Below are 19,021 nucleotides of genomic sequence, written 5' to 3' on the forward strand. Positions count from 1 at the left end.
GCCGCTGCTCGTGCCGAAGGCGCGCGGTTTTCGCGTCGCCTCGCCCCTTCCGTCGCCCCGGCCCTGTTCAACCCCCACCGCGCCGATGCCCGGCGCGTCAAGGCGGTTGACGGCAATCCCCTCCCCGCATCCACCGCGACCTCGGCGACGAGGCCGGCACGCGCCCATCTCCTTCCGGCCCGCAGGCCGGGGGCGGCGCCGCCGGGACCAAGCGGCGCGAGCGTGAGGAGAACGACGTCGGCCGCCATGTCGAAAGCACGTCATGGCCAACAACAAGATGCTCATCGATGCGATGCATCCGGAGGAGACCCGGGTCGTCACAGTCCAAGGCTCGCGGGTCGAGGAATTTGATTTCGAGGCGGCCAACCGCCGGCCTCTGAGGGGCAACATCTATCTCGCCAAGGTCACCCGCGTGGAGCCCTCGCTCCAGGCGGCCTTCGTCGAGTACGGCGGCAACCGCCACGGCTTCCTCGCCTTCAACGAGATCCACCCCGACTACTACCAGATCCCGATGGCCGACCGCCTCGCGCTGATCGAGGCCGAGGCGCGCGAGGAGGAGGAGCACCGCGAGCGCGAGGAGCGCCGTCCGCCGCGCGGCCGCCGCTCGCGCGGGCGCCGGGCCGAGGCCCGCGGCTCACGCACCGACGACACGGTGAAGTCGCAAGAGGCCGGGTCCGAGGCGGGTTCCGAAGACGCCGCGATCCCCGGTGAGGGCCAGGCCGCCGACGCGCCCGCGCCGGAGGCGATCGAGGCGGTGCGGTCCGCTCTCGTCGAAGGACGTACCGACGAGCGGAGCGAGGGCGACGCGGCGTCCGCAACCGTCGAGGCCGGCGGCGATGCCTCCGCGAGCCTGCCCGAGGCGGCGCTGGAGCCCGGCACCTCCGCCGACGAGGCGCGCGTCGAGACCTCTGCTGACGAAGCCGTCGCGGTCGAGCCCTCCGACATCGCCGCGATCTCCGAGGCGCCGAACCTGCCCGTAGAGACCGCGGACTCGTCCGAGGCTGCTCCCGCCGAGGCCAATTCCGCCGAGGCAGAGACGGTCGAGCCCCAGCCCGTCGCCGCCAGCGCGCCGCTCTCCCAGGCCGAGATCGAGGAAGCCGAGGCAGATTCCGACGAGGACGCCGAGACCGACGACTCGGACGACGAGGACTCGGAGGATGACGAGTCCGACGACGAGGATGAGGACGACGACGAGGAAGACGATTCGGACGACGAGGACGACGACGAGGAGTCCGAGGACGGCGAGCCGCGCGTCGCGCAGGTCGGCGGCTCGGGCGACGCGCTCGCCGAACTCCCCGAGCGTCCGCGCGCCTATCGCCGCCACTACAAGATCCAGGAGGTGATCAAGCGCCGCCAGATCATCCTCGTCCAGGTCGTCAAGGAAGAGCGCGGCACCAAGGGCGCGGCGCTCACCACCTACCTGTCGCTGGCCGGCCGCTACTCGGTGCTGATGCCCAACACCGGCCGGGGCGGCGGCATCTCCCGCAAGATCACCTCGGCCGCCGACCGCAAGCGCCTCAAGGACGTGGTGGCCGACCTCGACGTGCCGGAGGGGATGGGGATCATCCTGCGCACGGCCGGCGCCTCGCGCACCAAGCCCGAGATCAAGCGCGACTTCGAGTACCTGATGCGCCTGTGGGAGAGCGTGCGCGAGCTGACGCTGACTTCGACCGCACCCGCGCTCGTCTACGAGGAGGGCTCGCTGATCAAGCGGGCGATCCGCGACCTCTACAACAAGGATCTCGACGAGGTTCTGGTCTCCGGCGAGGACGCCTACCGCGAGGCCAAGGACTTCATGCGGATGCTGATGCCCGACCAGTCGAAGGTCGTGAAGCCCTACCGCGACACGACGCCGATCTTCGCCCGCTACGGCGTCGAGCAGCAGCTCGACGCGATGTTCTCGACCCACGTGGCCCTGCGCTCGGGCGGCTACCTCGTCATCAACCCGACCGAGGCGCTGGTCTCGGTCGACGTGAACTCCGGCCGCGCGACCCGCGAACACGACATCGAGGACACCGCGCTCAAGACGAACCTCGAGGCGGCCGAAGAGGTCGCGCGCCAGGTCCGCCTGCGCGATCTGGCCGGCCTCGTCGTGATCGACTTCATCGACATGGAGGAGAAGCGCAACAACCGGGCGGTGGAGAAGCGCCTGAACGAGGCGCTCAAGAACGACCGGGCCCGCATCCAGGTCGGGCGGATCTCGCCCTTCGGCCTCTTGGAGATGAGCCGCCAGCGCATCCGCACCGGCGTGCTCGAATCCTCCTCGATCCCCTGCGCCCATTGCGGCGGCTCGGGCTTCGTGCGGGCGACCTCCTCGGTGGCGCTGCACATCCTGCGCTCGATCGAGGAGGGGCTGCTCAAGTCGGCGAGCCACAACGTCGTGCTGCGCACCCGCACCGAGACGGCGCTCTACATCCTCAACCAGAAGCGGGCGCATCTCTTCGATCTCGAGCAGCGCTTCTCTGTCACGATCACGGTCTCCGCCGACGACCGGCTCGTGGCGACCTCCGCCTTCCAGCTCGAACGCGGCGAGCCGGCGGTGAAGCACGAGGGCCCGGTGACGGGCGTGCGCGCCGTGGCGATCTCGCCGGTCTACGAGGCCGAGGAGTTTGAGGACGAGGCGATCGAAAGCCAGGAGACCGAAGAGGTCGAGACCGAGGTCGAAGCGGAAGTCGAGGGCGGCTCCGAGGAGCGCCCGGCCGCCGACGCGTCCGAGGAGGGCGGTGGCCGTCGCCGTCGCCGTCGCCGTGGTGGCCGCACCGCCGGTGAGGGCGAGGCCCGCGCGCGGGACGAGGACGGGACCGACGGCGAGGACGGCGCGGAGGATGGCGACGAGTCGCCCGATTCCGAGCCGGAGGCCGCCGAGGCGGCTCTCGGCGCCGCGGCCGAACCGGACGAGACCGCATCGGATGCGGCCGACGCCAACGGCGAGGACGCCAACGGACGCCGCCGTCGCCGCGGGCGCCGGGGCGGCCGCGGCCGCGGCCGGACCGAGCGCAACGGCCGTTCGGATTCCGAGTCGGACGCCGAGGCGGACGAGGCCGGCGAACTGCGGGCCACGGAGGAATCCGAGGGGCATTCTGAAGCGCATCCCGAGGAGACCGCCTCCGACACCCTGCCGGTCGGCCCCGAGGAGCCGGTCAGCGAGGCCGACGTGAGCACGGTTTCGCTCGCCGCCGAGAACGGCGCCGCGGCCGAGCCGCCGGTCGTCCGCGCGCCGGAGGTCGAGCCGATCCAGGTCGAGGCTCTCGCGGAGGCCGCCACCGAGGCGGCAGCCCCCGCTCCGGCCTCCGCCGAGCCCGCGCCGGAACCCGTCGCCGTGGTGCTGACGCCGCCGGACCCGAACCGTCCCAAGCGGGCGGGCTGGTGGTCGCGCACCAAGGCGGCGCTGTCGGGCGAGTGAGACGCGGCGCGGGATCGCGGATCCCGCGCACATTGCGCAATCGAGACGGGGGGCCCGGTTTGCCGGGCCCCGCTTCGCCGACCGGGGCTATCACCGGCTCCTGAAGGACGAGCCCGCGCAGCGCCGGGCCGGCTTTCGGCCAGAGCCTGATGGGTGCTGACAGAGGCGCTGGAACTGACAGGCCGCACGGCTGCCAGCCAACATGCGTTGGTTTACAGATCCCCCGAACGACGGGGAATCACATGGCGAACATGACGCGCAGGCGGGTGCTGCGGAGTGCAGCAGCCGGCACGGCAGCGGTGATGACGGCGAGGCGTGAGGCGCGGGCGGCGCAGCAGCCGAACATCGTCTTCATCATGGCGGACGACCTCGGCTACGCCGATGTCGCGTGCTACGGCCGGCCGGATCTCGCGACCCCGCATATCGACCGGATCGCGACACGGGGCATCCGCTTCACTCAGGGCTACGCCAACTCGCCGGTCTGCTCGGCCACGCGCACGGCCTTGATCACCGGGCGCTACCAGTACCGCCTGCCGGTCGGCCTTCAGGAGCCGGTGACGACCCGTTTTACCGGCGGCATCCCGTCGGATCACCCGACCCTACCCGGTCTCCTGCGCCGAGCCGGCTACCGCACGGCCTTGGTCGGCAAGTGGCACCTCGGCAGCGTGCAGGAATACGGGCCGCTCCAGCGGGGCTACGACACCTTCTGGGGCTTTCGCGGCGGTACCATCGATTATTTCAGCCACCGCGGCACCGACGACAAGCCGGACCTGTGGGACGGCGACGTGCCGGTCGAGCAGTCCGGCTACGTCACGCATCTCCTCGGCCAGCGCGCGGTCGAGACCGTCACGGCCCTCGCCCGCGGCGGGCGCCCGTTCTTCCTCAGCCTGCACTTCAACGCGCCGCACTGGCCCTGGGAGACGCCGGACGACGCGGCGGAGTCGCACCGCATCGCCGGCAGCAACCTGCGTCACTTCGACGGCGGCACCCAGGAGACCTACCGGCGCATCGTCGCCGAGATGGACACCCAGATCGGCCGTGTGCTCGACGCCCTCGACGCCGCGGGCGTGGCGCAGGACACGGTCGTGGTGTTCACGAGCGACAACGGCGGCGAGCGCTTCTCCGACACATGGCCGTTCACGGGGCGCAAGACCGAGCTGCTGGAGGGCGGCCTGCGGATTCCGGCGCTGGTCTCCTGGCCGCGCCGCCTGCCCCAGGGCGCCGTCTCGACGCAGGCGACGATCACCATGGACTGGCTGCCGACGCTCCTCGCCGCAGCCGGTGCCGCACCCGATCCGGCCTGCCCTTCCGATGGGATCGATCTCCTGCCGATCCTGACCGGGCAGGCGCCCGAGCGTCCCCGCCACTTTCATTGGCGCTACCGGGCCAACGCGCAGGCCGCCCTACGGGATGGCGACCTCAAGTACCTCAAGATTCGCGACAACACCTTCCTGTTCGACGTCGCCGCCGATCCCATGGAGCGGGCGAACCTGAAGAGCCGCCGGCCGGAGGATTTCTCCCGCCTCCAGGCCGCTTGGCAGACCTGGAACGAGACCATGTTGCCGGAGAAGCCGGACACCTTCTCCGAGACCTATGACGGGAGCCAGCTCGCCGATCATTTCGGCGTGCAGACGCCGACGCGCACCCCACCCCCGCCGGCCACCGCCGGGGAGACGCCGCGCTGAGAGCGTCGGAGTGATCCGGTCCCCGCTTGATCCAAGCGGGGACCGGATCAGCCAGCCCGGGCGGCGACTGAGCGACGTCCAAATCCGCCATCCCGAAGGGATCGACCGGATTTGGTATGAGAGGGGTCTCCCTCTCGCGCCACCGCTTGGCCGCGGAACGTCGCTCGATCGGTTATCCGAGCCATCCCTTCAGCCGCGCCACCGCCTCGGCGCAGTCCGCGTTCGAGCCAGCAAACGAGAAGCGGATGTGGTGGCTGCCCTGTTCCGGGTCGAAGTCGAGGCCGGGCGTTGCGGCGACACCCGCCTCCTCCAGCATCCGTCGGCAGAAGGCACTCGCGTCGTCGGTGTGCCGGGCGATGTCCGCGTAGAGGTAGAAGGCCCCGTCCACCGGGTGGATATCGGTGAAGCCGAGCCCCGGCAGCGCGTCGAGGAGCACGGCGCGGTTCTGCGCATAGCCCTCGCGGATCGCCATGATCTCGTCGAGGGTGTCGAAGGCGGCGAGGGCTGCGATCTGCGAGAGATAGGGCGCCGAGATGTAGAGGTTCTGCGCCAGCCGCTCGATTCCGCGGACCAACGCCTCGGGCACCACCATCCAGCCGATCCGCCAGCCGGTCATGCAGTAGAATTTCGAGAAGGAGTTGATGACGAGGGCGTTCGCGTCGAATTGCAGCGCAGTCGCCGTGGGCACGCCGTAGCTGAGGCCGTGATAGATCTCGTCGGAGATGAAGGGCAGCGAGAGCGCCCGCGCCGTGGCGCAGAGTTCGGCGAGGCGGGCGGGCGCGATCACCGTGCCGGAGGGGTTGGCCGGGCTCATCACCAGCAGGCCGGCGAGGGGATGCGCCGCATGGACCGCGCGCACCAGCGCGGGGGTCGGGGCATAGCGGTCTTCCGCGCGCAGGGTCAGCGGCTGCGGGATCAGGTCGAGGGCGCGCAGGATGCCGTCATAGGCCGGGTAGCCGGGGCGGGGCACGCCGATGCGGGCGCCCGCATCGAACAGGGCGAGGAAGGCCAGCACGAAGCCCGCCGAGGAGCCCGTCGTCACCACCACCCGCTCCGGCGAGAGGCTGACGCCGTAGGTCTCGGCGTAGTGCCGGGCGATGCGCGCGCGCAAAGCGGGAAGCCCGAGCGCTTCGGTGTAGGGGATGCGCCCGTCGGCGAGCGCGGCCTGCGCCGCCGCGATCACCGCCCGCGGCGCCGGGGCCGAGGGCTGGCCGACCTCCATGTGGACGACGCCCTCGCCGCGCCGCTCGCGCGCGCCAGCGGCGGCCATCACGTCCATCGCCAGGAAGGGCGCGACGGCCTGGGCACGGCGCGAGAGGGCGGGATCGGGGCTCACGGGCTGGGGCTCCTCACGGGAGAGGCAAGACCCCGGTCAGGTAGACCCTGCCGGTCCCCCGCTCAACCGGCGGGTTCCGCCTGCGCGCCGAGCGGCGCTCGGTGTCTATGGATCCGTCCGCGGCAATGCGTGGCAGCCTCAGGGCACCGTCTGCACCGCGCGGCCGAAGGCCTGCACCAGCCCACCCTCCAGCTTGCCTTGCATGCCCGACAGGATCGAGAGCGCGTCGCGGCTCGACATCGGCGCCTTGTAGGGGCGCCGCTCGATCAGGGCGGCATAGATGTCGCAGATCGTCAGCAGCCGCACGGGGTCGCCGATCGCGTCGGCGCAGAGCTTGTCCGGGTAGCCCGAGCCGTCGAGCATCTCGTGATGGTGGCGCGTCACCGCGAGCGTGACCGCGTCGCAGCCGCCGGACGCCGTCAGGATCTCGTGGCCGACCGGCGCGTGGGTCTGCATCACGGCACGCTCGTCGTCGTCGAGCCGGCCGGGCTTGTTGAGGATGACGAGCGGGATGCGCGACTTGCCCACGTCGTGCACCAGCGCGGCGCGGGTCATGAGTTGCTTGTCCGCGGCGGAGAGGCCGAGGTTCTGGGCGAAGGCGGCGACGACGCCGGAGACCAGCAGGCAGTGCTGGAAGGTCACGTCGTCATGCGCCCACACCTCGTCGAGCCAGCGCGACAGGCCGCCCTCGTGGATCGCGTCGAGCACCGGTGCGATGCCCCGCTCCACGCTCGACAGGTCGATCGGGCCGGTCTGCGCCGATTCGAACAGGCGCGTCATCAGCGTGCCCGCCCGCTCGGCCTCGCGGGTCACCACGAGGTCGGCCACCGACTTCTCGGGCCAGACCTCGCGCACGAGGGAGCCCACCACCATGCGCGGCTCGGCCAGCGCCGACAGGCACAGGGTGGCGCCGAGGTTGCGCGCCTCGGTGAAGGCGGATTGCCCGTTGCCGCGCGTCAGGCAGATGAGGGGTGTGCGGGTGCGCGCGGGGCGGTTTGCCAGCAGGCGCAGGCAGCGCTTGGCTTCGGGACGGGTCAGGGTGATGTCGGCGATCACGCCGCGGACGAACCCGATCCGGTCCCACGTCTCGTCGGTGCCGACGACCCGGCACTCGGCGACCGCGCGCACGGCCTCGACCAGGGGTTGGCTACGATCCGGGCGGTCGCTCAGCACGACGATCAAGCTCACCCTCCCCGTTTCGCCTATCCCGGCGGCATCGCGGCTGGCTTGGAACTTGAAGTGTATCATTTAGCAAAGTGCTAAGACTGAACGACTTTCGATCCCGCAACCGCGCCAGAGGGCGGGCGCCGCGAAATCGCCGCAGCCCGGGAGCAGGAACAGCGCGAGACCCTTCAGGGGGCGGCTTTCCGTCCGGGCAGATTCGGATCGGCGCGGGGCGCGCGCTGTGCCATAGTTTCGTCGGCGGGGCCGGTTGGAGCGCCTTGTCGATGGTCCCGGCCGGGATTTCGTCCCCGCCACGCATTTCGAGGTATCGATGAAGCTCTTCCGCTCCGTTTCCGTCTTCGCCCTCGCCGGCGGCCTTGCGCTCGGTGCGGGTGTGGGCGCCCGCGCGGAGGACGCCGCCCCCTTCACCGACGCCCAGCGCAAGGCGATCGAGGGAATCGTCAAGGACTACCTCGTCAAGAACCCCGACGTCCTGCAGGAGGCGATCGCCGAGGGCGAGCACCGCGCCCAGGAGACGCAGAAGCTCGCCCAGGCCGCCGCGCTGAAGGAGTCGCGCGAGGCGCTGACGAATTCGCCCCATGGCATCGTCGCCGGCAACCCGAACGGCGACGTCACCGTGGTCGAGTTCTTCGATTACAATTGCGGCTATTGCCGCAAGGCCTTCACCGACGTGCAGGCCCTGATCAAGTCCGATCCGAAGCTGCGCGTGGTGCTCAAGGACTTCCCCGTGCTCGGCGCCGAGTCGCTGGAGGCGAGCCGGATCGCGCTCGCGGCCAAGATGCAGATCAAGCCGGAAAAGATGTTCGACTTCCACGCCAAGCTGCTCGAGACCAAGGGCCGCATCAACGGCGAGCGGGCGATCGCGGTGGCGCGTGAGTTCGGTGCCGACGTGGAGCGCCTGAAGAAGGATGCGCAGGGGCCGGAGGTGAAGGCCGCGCTCACCGAGAATGTCGGCCTCGGCGACAAGCTCAGCCTGTCGGGCACGCCCGCCTTCGTCATCGGCGACGAGATCCTGCCCGGCGCGGTCGGCGTCGAGCCGATGCGCAAGACCATCAGCGACATCCGCCAGTGCGGCCACGCGAGCTGCTGAGCCGCCACCCTCGGCGGACAGAAGAAGGGCCCGGTGCGGATCGATCCGCACCGGGCCCTTTCTCGTTCAGGCCGCCGCGGCGCGGGGATCGCTCCGGAGCGGGCGCTCGCCGCGGATGCCGGGCTCGTTGCCGGCTTGCAGCGCGGCTTGGCCGCCGGCAGGGGGCGGATCGGGGTTCACCCATTCCGCGCGCTGGCGCGGCAGGGCGCCAGGATACTCTTTCTGCAGGAAGCCGATCATCTTCTCGCGCACCTCGCAGCGCAGGTCCCAGGTCTGGGGCGCGTTGCGGGCGCTCACCAGCATCCGCAGCTCGATCCCGCTCTCCCGCGCGTCCGAGACCTGCAGGTTGACCACGTTGCCGTCCCAGAGCCGGGACGCCCCGGCGATGCGCCGCAGTTCCTTGCGCATCGCCTCGATCGGTGCCCTGTGATCGACGTAGAGGAACACCGAGCCGATCAGCGAGGCGCCGTCGCGGGTCCAGTTCTGGAACGGCTTCTGGATGAAGTAGGTCAGCGGCAGAACGAGGCGGCGCCAGTCCCATAGCCGCACGACGACGTAGGTCGCGTTGATCTCCTCGACCCAGCCCCACTCGTTCTCGACGATGACCGCGTCCTCGATCCGGATCGGCTGGGTGATGGCGATCTGGATGCCCGCCACGAGGTTGGAGAGCACCGGCTGCATCGCCAGCCCGAGGATCAGCCCCGCCGCGCCCGCCGAGGCGAGCAGGCTCACCCCGTATTGCCGCACCGGCTCGAAGGTCATCAGCGCGATGGCGACGGTGACGAGGGCGACCAAGGTCAGCGCCGCCCGCTCCAATATACGCATCTGCGTGAAGTGCTTGCGGGCGAGCAGGTTGTCTTCCGCATCGAGCTTGAACCGGCGCAGGTAGATCACGGTGGCGATGTGGATCGCCGTGGCGCAGGTCCAACCCGCGAGCGTCACGAAGGCGACGAGCAGCACCTGATTGAGGACGAGCCGGATCTGCCACGTCAGCGGCGCGGTGGAGACCGCTAGTGCCAAGCTGATGACCAGCAGCGCGAGCCGGCTCGGCCCTCGGGTGCGTGACACCAGCGAGCGCCAGAACAGGCTCTTTCCGCTCACCGCCCTCTGCGCAAAGCGGTAGGCCGCCCCGTGCAGGGGCAGCACCAGCGCGCAGCAGCCGGCCAGCAGGATCGGGCTCGCCACCCACCAGGGCCATTGGACGATCCAGCCGATCATCTGATCGAAGAATGCGTGAACTTCCGCCATCGATCACCTCCTCGTCAGGGGGCAATGATCGCTGCCAGGCACGGTTCCGCACTGCACAATGGTGCAGCTACTCTCCCGCCACCGCCCTTATTGCATGCCCCGCGGCACCGAGGCGCGGCGCCGGCAACCGGCGGGCCCGATCCGCGAGCGCTGAAGCGCCAACACAACGGCACGCGGTCCTTCTGCGTGGCAGCACGAGACGTTCGACACCCTGAGCGTTCTTTTAAGTTGCTAACCGCGCGGCTTCTGCCTGGAAAGCCAACCTTAGAGAGATTTATGGTGGCGGGTTCACGTCATGTGAAAAGCGCTGGCACTCATCGATAAAAGTGGACGATGGCATCAAATATTTCAGGATATCACTTGTGCTCATGTTCTGTTGCTTTGAGCTTTCGGGTGTATCCTCTTCATGGCGAGATGAGCGATTGAGCGATGCATATCGATGCTTCGTTGGAGTGTCGCTTCGGCCGCAACGAGATCAGTCTTGACGTAGCCCCACCCGGTCACCGGTCAGCAGGTGGCGAAGCGACGCCGCAGCGCAGGCGCAACTTTCGGAGACCGTTCGCGCCGAAGACATCCTTGTGGAGACTCGACCGTCGATGAGAAGACTGTTGTCCATCATTGTAAAAAATGAAGATATCCGGCTGCTGGCAAGCAGCGCAGTCTTCAACTCATTCAGCTTGATAAAGAATTTGCCTCACGAGGGCAGGCTAAAAGCTGCACGTTCATACCGGCGGTCTGAGCGGCAATCAAAAATCGGCACTGATGGCGTATTCGACCTCGAATTTTACAAAGCACGATTTCCAGCGCACGCTCGACGCCCAGCCAACTATCTCCTGCATTACATCAAGAGAGGGTGGAGGATTGGACTGTGTCCTCATGTCATGTTCGATATCGGATACTATATTCATGAGGCGGAAAAGAAAGGTTTTTGCATCGATGTCGAACCATTCGAGCATTATTGCAAAGATGGTTGGAGGGATAATATCTCTCCATCGATGTATTTTGATAACGATTGGTATGTCGGCACATACATGAAGCACACCGAACGAGGGGGCTCTCCTCTCGAGCACTTTTTACAGATTGGCTCCGAGAACGGGTATAGTACGTCGCCCTTTTTCTCGATGCACCGGATCGGCAGCGCGCTTGGCGTAAATTCCGGGCAAACCCTGCCTATTCTCAAAATTTACATGTCTTCGAACGACAAATGGAGTGCTATCGATACCCACCCCCTTTTCGACACCAAATTCTACAACGCCCGATATCCCGACGTCGCTCAAAACAACGTCAGCCCGCTGGCGCATTTCACCGCCTACGGTCTCGGCGAGCGCCGCGTGACAATGCCCTTGAACGATTCGCCTGCCGGCCACGCGAACGAGATCGATCGATTGCAGTTCAAGTTCGTAAATTATTCCGACTATTTCGGAACAAAGGAGATTTTTAACCGCTACATCTACCTCGATAAGCTGATCTACCGCATCGGCGAAGACAGAGGAAAGGACGCGCGTCGCCCACTTGCCATTATTGCTATGTACAACGATGCTGATTGTATCGAGGCCGTGCTTCGTGCCGCTGTGAGAGAAGGTCTCTCGCTATGGCTGATCGATAACTGGTCGACTGACGCGACCTACGAGATCATCAGTGAGTTGGCTTCAGCATCCGATCTGACGCCCTATATCGACGGAATCGAGAGATTCCCATCCGCCGGGCCGAGCGATCAGTACGACTGGCACGGCATCCTCAGCCGGAAGCAGGTAATCGCCAGCCAATTTCCTGGCCGATGGATCCTTCATCAGGACAGCGACGAGATAACCACCTCGCTTGTCGGCAATTCCACCTGCGCATCGATGCTGCAGGCGATAGCCTCGCTCGGGTATAATGCTGTCAACATGCGCATGTTCGACTTCAGGCCGATCGACCGATCGGAGCCCGGTCCTGATATCGAAGCGCATTTCGACTATTTCGAGTTCAGTGACAAGCCCGGATATGCGAGCCAACTAAAGGCTTGGGTTCAGCCCGATACAGTTGTGGATCTCGCCAGTTCAGCCGGACATTGTGTGCAGTTCGGCGGTATCAAAGCTTATCCCCTGCGCCTCCCGCGCAAACATTATGCACTTCGCTCCGTGAGCCACGCTCGACGTAAGATTACGCTGGAAAGGCTCCCCCGATTCGAGAAAGAGCGAATGGAAAAAGGGTGGCACGTACACTACGAAGCTGATTTCGACGACAGTAAATTCGTCTGGGATCGCGAGCGTCTCCAATTGTACACATCGGTCGGTCACGCCAGTGTCTGGTTTCCAAAAATGTTCAACGATGATTTCGTTGCCTGGAGCTAGTGGGATGGCGATCAACCAGAACTACGAGCGCAGGGTCCTCGTTGTGGGGCACCGACCCTACTTTGAACTTCACATGCCGGAGACGCATGGAAAGACGCTGATCCATAAGCTCGAATTTTATCATGGTGTTGAGAATCGCGCATTCAACGTAATCGAGGCTTTCAAGCCGGACGCGCTGCTTGCGTTTCGGCCCGAGCTCGTGCCGCTATCCGTGCTGCTCTCGTTTTCCGGCGAGAAAATCGGCTTCTCAAGCGAAATCTTCCCGCAAAAAATCGGGGATCGCATCGTCGGAGCAGAGGTTCATAGAAGGAAATTCGATTTTTTCGACAATAGCGCGATCCGGCGGTTCGATCAGCTCTATCATTATGACATCTCTTCAAAAGAATTTTTCGATAGTGTCGGAATGAAATTTGCAGATTTTCCTCCTTATCCTCTGAATCCAATACTTTTCGAGCGAAAAAGTTGCCATAAAGATATCGATGTACTTTTCATAGGGCGTGTCTCGCCGCGTAGGTACGAAATGCTCGAACCGTTAAAGCGGCGAAAATTTAGATTGGTCAGCATCGATCACGGGTTGTTCGGTGAAGAACTTGTCAGTTTGCTTCGTAGGTCCAAGGTCGTTTTGAACATCCATGCGGAGGATCATGTGTCGTTCGAGCCTCGGACCTTGATCGGTGCCGCGGTCGGGGCAGTGGTCGTGTCGGAGCCTATTCCGATCCCGCCCTGGATGACGGCCTGCCCCTTCATCTTCACCAACGACCTGGGCAGCAATCTCATGTCTCGCCTCGACTTGGCCTTGGAGAGCTATGACGAGCAGCTGCGGCGCGCTGAAGCATTCCGGCGCGAGCTGGAAACATTGTGCTCCGCAAACCAGTTCATCGATAGGTGCTTGTCGCGCGCAAAATGAAATTTTGATAGTTATCGCGGAGGGGCGTGTGGCCGGAAGATCAATCCGACTGAAGGAATATGGTGCCAACCTTGATTTCGAGGCGATCCCCTCCGCAGATTACGTTGAGGCCCGTGGTCATGCCATCGATGACCGCCCGTGCCGCGTTCGTACCGATGAGAACGGGTTCATTCTGTCCGGCCATTCCTTAACAGGTAAGACGATCATCGGATTGGGGGACAGCGTGCTGGAATGCCTGTTCGTCAAAGAAGATGACCGCTTCTGTGCGCAGCTCCAGAAACGGATACGTCAGGAGACGAGTCAGAGTATCAATGTGCTGAATGGCGGCTACAGCGGGAGTACGACGCTCCATGTCCTAAATGCCTTCATCAACAAGGTCGTCCCGCTGAAACCGGATGCGGTCTTCCTCATGACCGGCATCATGGATCTGGAAGCGATGTTCAAGGTCGACAGCTTCTGGAGCAAAGACGCCTATCTGCGCAGCATCATGGACAACGGCGACGCGCCGGGTTTCTGGGACCAGAATTTTCGCGAGGAAATGGACGAGAACAGTCGATCGACCCTCAATCGACTGCTCATCGACGCCGCGCGAGCGTTCGCGATTCCGCTCGTGTTCGTTTCGACCCCGCACCAGACTGTCTTTCAGGGAGCGTATGTACAAGGACATTATCCAAGCAAGGACGCGTATTCCGTCAGGGTGCGCAATCGCCGCTTGGCGAACCGGCAGATCGAAGACCTATGCTGCCAGCTCGGTGCTCATTACATCGACATCCAGTCGTTTGCCGACGGCTTGGATGGCATGTTCTATGATGACATCCATTTGACCGGGCTCGGGGCGGGGCGGGCAGCAGAGGCATTGGTCGAGCGCGGATTCGCCCAGGCGCTCCGAGACCAGGGCGTGATCTGAGTATCTCTCACAAGACGCCCGGTCGCTGGGCGCTTTTCCTCCGTGCACGAAGGCGCAGCGGGCGCTTTGTGAAAGATGCTCATCTGCGGTGAAGAGAGTCGGATCGAGATTCGGGACCATCGTTCCAAATCCGATGGTCGGGGGCGATGCTTCGGAGCGCGTTTCGACGCGACGGTCCCCGTCACCCGGGACCGTTCACCCGGCCGCCGGCCCGCCCTCCCGCAGCGCGCGGCGTAGCACCTTGCCGACATTGGTCTTCGGCAGGCTGTCCTGGATCACGATCCGGCGGGGCACCTTGTAGCCGGTGAGGCTCGCGCGGGCATGTGCCCTGAGCGCGTCCGGCTCTACGGACGGATCGCGCAGGACCACGTGGGCGACGACCATCTCGCCGCTGTCGCCGCAGGGCGCGCCGACCACGGCGCATTCGAGCACCGCCGGATGAGTGGCGAGCACGTCCTCGACCTCGTTCGGGTAGACGTTGAAGCCGGAGACGAGGATCATGTCCTTCATCCGGTCGACGATGCGGATCTGCCCGTCCGGCGTCATCACCGCCACGTCGCCGGTGCGGAAGAAGCCGTCGGCGGTCATCGCCGCCCGCGTCTCCTCCGGGCGGTTCCAGTAGCCGGCCATCACCTGCGGCCCGCGCACGCAGAGTTCGCCCGGTACGCCGAAGGGCAGCACCGTGCCGTCCTCGGCGCGGATCGTCACTTCGGTCGAGGGCAGCGGATAACCGATGGTTCCGGTCCATTCGGCGAGCCCGAGCGGGTTGACGCTCACAACCGGCGAGGTCTCCGACAGGCCGTAGCCTTCGAGGATGGTCTGGCCGGTGATCGCCTTCCAGCGGGCGGCCACCGCCGATTGCACCGCCATGCCGCCGCCGACGACGTACTCGACCTGCGAGAAGTCGACCGTGCCGATCTTCGGGTGGTTGTTCAGCGCGTTGAACAGCGTGTTCACCCCGGCGAAGTTGGTGAAGCGGGTGCGGCTGAGCGTCTTCACGAAGCCGTCGAGGTCGCGCGGGTTCGGGATGAGGAGGCAGCAGCCGCCGAGCCGGAAGAAGAACAGGAAGCAGGCCGTCAGCGCGAAGATGTGGTAGAGCGGCAGCGCCGTCACCGCCACCTGCCTCTCCCCATCCCCGCCCCCCAACGGGCCGCGGAACCAGACCCGGCTCTGCTCGACATTGGCCATGATGTTGCGGTGGGTCAGCATCGCCGCCTTGGCGATGCCGGTGGTGCCGCCGGTATATTGCAGGAAGGCGACGTCGCCGGGCTCGATCAGGACCGAGGGCCGCTTGAGGCCGCGGCCCGCCCGCACCACCGCCTCGAACCGCTGGGTCCGCCCGGCCGGCAGGGCGTAGGGCGGAACCGCCCGCTTCACCCGCCGCGAGACGAGATCGACGATCCGTCCCTTCAGCCCGAGCCCGTCGCCGGGCCCGGCCACGACGATCCGCTCCAGGCTCGGCATCTGCGGCAGCGCCTGCTCGACCGTGTGGCAGAAATTCTCCAGCACGAAGAGGACGCGGGCGCCGGAATCGTTGATCTGCGCGGCGAGTTCGCGCGGGGTGTAGAGCGGGTTGACGTTGACGACGGTGCAGCCCGCCACCAGCACGCCGAGGAGCGCGACGGGACAGGCCGGGACGTTGGGCATCATCACCGCGACGCGGTCGCCGATGCCGTCGACGCCCGCCTCGCTTCCCCGGCTCGCCTTGCCGTAGCCGTTGGAAGCGAGCCACGCCGCCACCGCCTGCGCCGCGGCGCCGACCTCGCGGTAGCGCAGGCTCGCGCCGAAGCAGGTGATCGCCGGGCGCTCGGCGAAGCGCAGCACGCTGCGGTCGAACAGATCGACCACCGTGCCGACGGAATCGGTGTCGATGTCGGCGGGAATGCCGGGGGGATAGGCGGCCAGCCAGGGACGCTCCGCGCTCCGGTCCTGCGCCATCCTCGTCCCTCCTGCCCTGTGGCATGCGGCTTATGAGGGCCGGCCTCACGCCGGCTCCGCCGCTTCCCGTCGTGGCTTAAGCGTTTCCGGCGCGTTCGATCAAGCCGTGCCCGCCCGCGCGGCTTGAGGTGTTGCCTGGGCTGTCCGCTGCGGCCGCAGGCGGGCGGCCACGAGCAGCCCGTGCGGCAGGGCGGCCACCGTCAGCAGCCCTGCTGCGACGACGAGGTCGCGGGCGTCGAGCGGGCGGCGCGGCCACGGGCCGAACCCGGCATCGCGGGCGAGCCCGATCAGGGCGGCGGCGAACCACAGGGCCAGGAAGCCCGCGGCCCATCCCAGCAGCGCCCGCCCTGCCCTGCGCCAGCGGCCTCCGCTACGCGCCGGACCCGGCCGGCCGGCCAGCCGCGCGCCGAGCCCCATGGCCAGCCCGAACAGGCCCGCAGCGGCGCCCGCCCCCATCGTGTAGGCGATCACCATCGGCGTGCCGTTGAGGAAGGCACCGCTGCCGGTGCCGAAGCCCGCCCGCAGCACGAGGCCGCCGAAGGTCGGGTGCAGGCTCACCCCCAGCAGCAGCACGAGGCCGATCCCCCCGCCGACGACCCGCCGGGCGAGCGAGGCGGGGCCCGGCGCCAGCATCACCGCCAGGATGCGGGTGAGCCCGTAGACCAGCGCGAAGGCGAAGAGCGGGTAGCGGTCGAGGAAGAAGCCGTAGAACCGCGTCGCCACGTCCGGCGGCATCGCGCTGCGACCATCGAAGCCGGTGAGGAAGACGGCGAACAGGGCGGCGAGTGCTGCCAGCAGCGGCGCCGCGGCGATGGCCAAGCGGCCCCGTTCCGATCGCGATGCACGCGTCTCCGCCGGGCCGGCCTCAAGGCCGGCGGAGAGCGCTCCGGTGCGGCTCACCGCTCGTAGTGTTCGCGCACGAGCCGGTCGAGCAGGCGCACGCCCCAGCCCGCGCCCCAGCTCCGGTTGATCTCGGAGGGGGTGGACGACATGCCGACGCCGGCGATGTCGAGATGGGCCCACGGCACGTCGTTGACGTAGCGCTTGAGGAAGGCGGCCGCCGTCGCCGCGCCGCCGTGACGCCCGCCGGTGTTCTTCATGTCGGCGAACTTCGAGTCGATCGCCTTGTCGAAGGTCGGGATCAGCGGCATCCGCCACACCCGCTCGCCCGCCGCCTCGCCGGCCGCGGTGATCTGGCCCGAGAGCGCGTCGTCGTTGGAGAACAGCCCGGCGATGTCCTGGCCGAGCGCGACGATGATCGCGCCGGTGAGCGTGGCCAGATCGATCATCGCCTTGGGCTTGTAGGTCGCCTGGACGTGCCAGAGCACGTCGGCGAGCACGAGGCGCCCTTCCGCGTCGGTGTTGATGACCTCGATGGTCTGCCCCGAGAGCGAGGTGACGATGTCGGAGGGGCGGTAGGCCGCGCCGTCGGGCATGTTCTCGACGATGCCGATGGCGCCGATCACGTTCGCCTTGGCCTTGCGCGAGGCCAGCGCGTGCAGGGTGCCGACGACCGCGGCCGAGCCGCCCATGTCGCCCTTCATGTCCTCCATGCCGCCGGCCGACTTGATCGAGACGCCGCCGGAATCGAACACCACGCCCTTGCCGATCAGCGCCAGCGGCGGCTCGGCGGCGTCGTCCGCCCCGTTCCAGCGCATGATCGCCACCCGCGGCTCGCGGGCCGAGCCCTGCGCCACCGCCAGCAGGGCGCCCATGCCGATCTCCTTCATCCGCGCCACGTCGAGGATCTCGACCTCGACGCCGAGCTGCGTCAGCTCGGAGACGCGCCGGGCATATTCCTCGGGGTAGAGGACGTTCGGCGGCTCGTTGACGAGGTTGCGGGCGAGGATCACGCCCTCGGCCACCGCCTCGGCGCTCCGCGCGGCGGCTTGCGCCCCGGACGGGTCGGCGACCAGCAGGGTCAGCGCGGCGCCCGCCTCGTCCTCGTCCTTCTTCTTGGTCTTGTACTGGTCGAAGCGGTAGCTGCGCAGGCGCGCGCCGAGGGTGAAGTCGGCGACATCCCGGGCGCTGGCGGCGAAACCGGGCCCGTCGAGCACGATGCGGGCGCTGCGTGCGCCGACCTTGCCGGCGGTGAAGCCGCCCAGCACGGTCCAGTCGATCTTGGCCCGGTCCTTCTCCGACCCCAGCCCGATCACCACGAGCCGATCGGCCTCCACGCCCGCCGGGGCCGGGAGGGCCAGCGCGCTCTGCGCCTTGCCCTTGAAGCGCTCGCTCGCGGCGGCGCGGGCGACCAGCTCGGTGCCGGGCCGCCCCAGGATCTCGGCCGCAGCCCCCGACACGGCGAGGTCGTCGCCCACGAACACCACGAGGTCGCCCCCGGCACCGCGCGACGACAGCGGTTCAAAGGCGATTTCGATCCCACCGGCCATGATGCTCTTCGCTCTCAACCCGTCTTCCGCCGGCTCCTCCGCGGATCCCGCGACAACCGGCGAACCTGTGTACCCGCTGAAACGCAGAACGCAACGCGTGGGCGAGCCGCAGAGGGGGGGCACTGCCGAGGGGGCACTCAAGCCAGTAGCCCGAGTTCCTGCCGGAGACCGGAGACAGGGGAAGGCTTCCACCAGCGGTACGTGATGGCCGGCCTGTCCGCGAGCCCGCTTCGGAGGGCGGCATGCTCGCTTGAGCATCGTTGCTCATGCACCGGACTATCCGCCGTCGTATCCTGCCGGAGACGAACTGCGCGAAGGTGCTTGCCCGGGCCGCTCGAGCAGGAGGTCATGTCGAATCCCGACGCGTCGCCAGGAAGGCCGACGACGCCATTCGACAGCGCGAATGACATCCGCACGCCTGAGGATGCCGCGGCCTACCCGCGGATGACGGTCGCCGCGGTGCGTACCGGGCCCGAGGCCGCCTGAAGCCGCCCCCAGCCCTTCCCCCGCCACCACTGGCCCGCGCCGCGAAACGGCCTCAATCCGGGCGCCCCGAGACTCAAGGCCAAAGGCATCGGCATTCGGGACAGCTTGGCCTG

13 protein-coding genes are annotated in these 19,021 nt (G+C 67.3%); 7 read left to right on the forward strand and 6 right to left on the reverse strand.

All coding sequences use genetic code 11. The annotated features are described in order from the left end of the window. Positions 1–262 precede the first annotated feature (262 nt). On the forward strand, positions 263–3,403 hold the full coding sequence (locus MKK50_RS06910) for an Rne/Rng family ribonuclease (protein WP_499021315.1): 3,141 nt from the start codon (positions 263–265) through the stop codon (positions 3,401–3,403). A 242-nt stretch (positions 3,404–3,645) separates the two neighbouring features. Then, on the forward strand, positions 3,646–5,088 hold the full coding sequence (locus MKK50_RS06915) for a sulfatase family protein (protein ID WP_499021317.1): 1,443 nt from the start codon (positions 3,646–3,648) through the stop codon (positions 5,086–5,088). 172 nt (positions 5,089–5,260) lie between these two features. On the opposite strand, the gene MKK50_RS06920 is transcribed toward MKK50_RS06915, so the two are convergent. Both MKK50_RS06920 and MKK50_RS06925 read right to left on the reverse strand, forming a co-directional pair. Then, complete coding sequence (locus MKK50_RS06920) at positions 5,261–6,424, reverse strand: pyridoxal phosphate-dependent aminotransferase (protein ID WP_499021318.1); 1,164 nt, start codon at positions 6,422–6,424, stop codon at positions 5,261–5,263. A gap of 138 nt (positions 6,425–6,562) precedes the next feature. Further along, positions 6,563–7,606 carry an HD-GYP domain-containing protein gene (locus MKK50_RS06925; protein ID WP_301288787.1) on the reverse strand — a complete coding sequence of 348 codons (1,044 nt, stop codon included), beginning with the start codon at positions 7,604–7,606 and terminating at the stop codon, positions 6,563–6,565. 313 nt (positions 7,607–7,919) lie between these two features. Here MKK50_RS06925 and MKK50_RS06930 point away from each other — a divergent pair, with 313 nt between their 5' ends. Further along, positions 7,920–8,699, forward strand: a complete 780-nt coding sequence (locus MKK50_RS06930; RefSeq protein WP_499021320.1) for a DsbA family protein — start codon at positions 7,920–7,922, stop codon at positions 8,697–8,699. Between the two features lie 66 nt (positions 8,700–8,765). Here MKK50_RS06930 and MKK50_RS06935 read toward each other — a convergent pair whose 3' ends face one another. Further along, on the reverse strand, positions 8,766–9,947 hold the full coding sequence (locus tag MKK50_RS06935; protein WP_499021321.1) for a mechanosensitive ion channel family protein: 1,182 nt from the start codon (positions 9,945–9,947) through the stop codon (positions 8,766–8,768). Between the two features lie 596 nt (positions 9,948–10,543). Here MKK50_RS06935 and MKK50_RS06940 point away from each other — a divergent pair. The 3 genes from MKK50_RS06940 to MKK50_RS06950 are packed head-to-tail and all read left to right on the forward strand — an operon-like array spanning position 10,544 to position 14,094. Continuing rightward, entirely contained in the window at positions 10,544–12,280 is a 1,737-nt protein-coding gene (locus tag MKK50_RS06940) for a glycosyltransferase family protein (RefSeq protein ID WP_499021323.1), read from the forward strand. A 4-nt stretch (positions 12,281–12,284) separates the two neighbouring features. After that, complete coding sequence (locus tag MKK50_RS06945; RefSeq protein WP_499021325.1) at positions 12,285–13,187, forward strand: glycosyltransferase family protein; 903 nt, start codon at positions 12,285–12,287, stop codon at positions 13,185–13,187. Further along, positions 13,087–14,094: an SGNH/GDSL hydrolase family protein gene (locus MKK50_RS06950; protein ID WP_499021326.1), complete on the forward strand. Its 1,008-nt coding sequence runs from the start codon at positions 13,087–13,089 to the stop codon at positions 14,092–14,094. Before MKK50_RS06945 ends, MKK50_RS06950 begins: the two co-directional genes overlap by 101 nt. Positions 14,095–14,289: 195 nt before the next feature. Here MKK50_RS06950 and MKK50_RS06955 read toward each other — a convergent pair whose 3' ends face one another. The 3 genes from MKK50_RS06955 to MKK50_RS06965 form a co-directional block, all read right to left on the reverse strand. Then, positions 14,290–16,032 (reverse strand): AMP-binding protein, encoded by a 1,743-nt coding sequence (locus MKK50_RS06955; protein WP_499021328.1) that lies wholly within the window; start codon positions 16,030–16,032, stop codon positions 14,290–14,292. A gap of 99 nt (positions 16,033–16,131) precedes the next feature. Further along, positions 16,132–16,932 carry a hypothetical protein gene (locus MKK50_RS06960; RefSeq protein WP_499021329.1) on the reverse strand — a complete coding sequence of 267 codons (801 nt, stop codon included), beginning with the start codon at positions 16,930–16,932 and terminating at the stop codon, positions 16,132–16,134. Next, positions 16,929–18,422, reverse strand: a complete 1,494-nt coding sequence (locus tag MKK50_RS06965) for a leucyl aminopeptidase (RefSeq protein WP_499021330.1) — start codon at positions 18,420–18,422, stop codon at positions 16,929–16,931. Before MKK50_RS06965 ends, MKK50_RS06960 begins: the two co-directional genes overlap by 4 nt. Before the next feature lie 348 nt (positions 18,423–18,770). Here MKK50_RS06965 and MKK50_RS06970 point away from each other — a divergent pair, with 348 nt between their 5' ends. Further along, entirely contained in the window at positions 18,771–18,908 is a 138-nt protein-coding gene (locus tag MKK50_RS06970; protein ID WP_499021332.1) for a hypothetical protein, read from the forward strand. Positions 18,909–19,021: the final 113 nt, after the last annotated feature.

It is taken from the genome of Methylobacterium sp. J-043, from assembly GCF_022829505.1.
In the GTDB taxonomy this organism is placed as follows: Bacteria; Pseudomonadota; Alphaproteobacteria; order Rhizobiales; family Beijerinckiaceae; genus Methylobacterium; species Methylobacterium extorquens_A.

What these genes read in the sequence shown, in the direction of transcription:
- MKK50_RS06910 (WP_499021315.1), top strand. Translation starts at nt 263, where the DNA reads ATGGCCAACAACAAGATGCTCATCGATGCGATGCATCCGGAGGAGACC.
- MKK50_RS06915 (WP_499021317.1), top strand. Translation starts at nt 3,646, where the DNA reads ATGGCGAACATGACGCGCAGGCGGGTGCTGCGGAGTGCAGCAGCCGGC.
- MKK50_RS06930 (WP_499021320.1), top strand. Translation starts at nt 7,920, where the DNA reads ATGAAGCTCTTCCGCTCCGTTTCCGTCTTCGCCCTCGCCGGCGGCCTT.
- MKK50_RS06935 (WP_499021321.1), bottom strand. Translation starts at nt 9,947, where the DNA reads ATGGCGGAAGTTCACGCATTCTTCGATCAGATGATCGGCTGGATCGTC.
- MKK50_RS06940 (WP_499021323.1), top strand. Translation starts at nt 10,544, where the DNA reads ATGAGAAGACTGTTGTCCATCATTGTAAAAAATGAAGATATCCGGCTG.
- MKK50_RS06945 (WP_499021325.1), top strand. Translation starts at nt 12,285, where the DNA reads ATGGCGATCAACCAGAACTACGAGCGCAGGGTCCTCGTTGTGGGGCAC.
- MKK50_RS06950 (WP_499021326.1), top strand. Translation starts at nt 13,087, where the DNA reads ATGACGAGCAGCTGCGGCGCGCTGAAGCATTCCGGCGCGAGCTGGAAA.
- MKK50_RS06955 (WP_499021328.1), bottom strand. Translation starts at nt 16,032, where the DNA reads ATGGCGCAGGACCGGAGCGCGGAGCGTCCCTGGCTGGCCGCCTATCCC.
- MKK50_RS06965 (WP_499021330.1), bottom strand. Translation starts at nt 18,422, where the DNA reads ATGGCCGGTGGGATCGAAATCGCCTTTGAACCGCTGTCGTCGCGCGGT.
- MKK50_RS06970 (WP_499021332.1), top strand. Translation starts at nt 18,771, where the DNA reads ATGTCGAATCCCGACGCGTCGCCAGGAAGGCCGACGACGCCATTCGAC.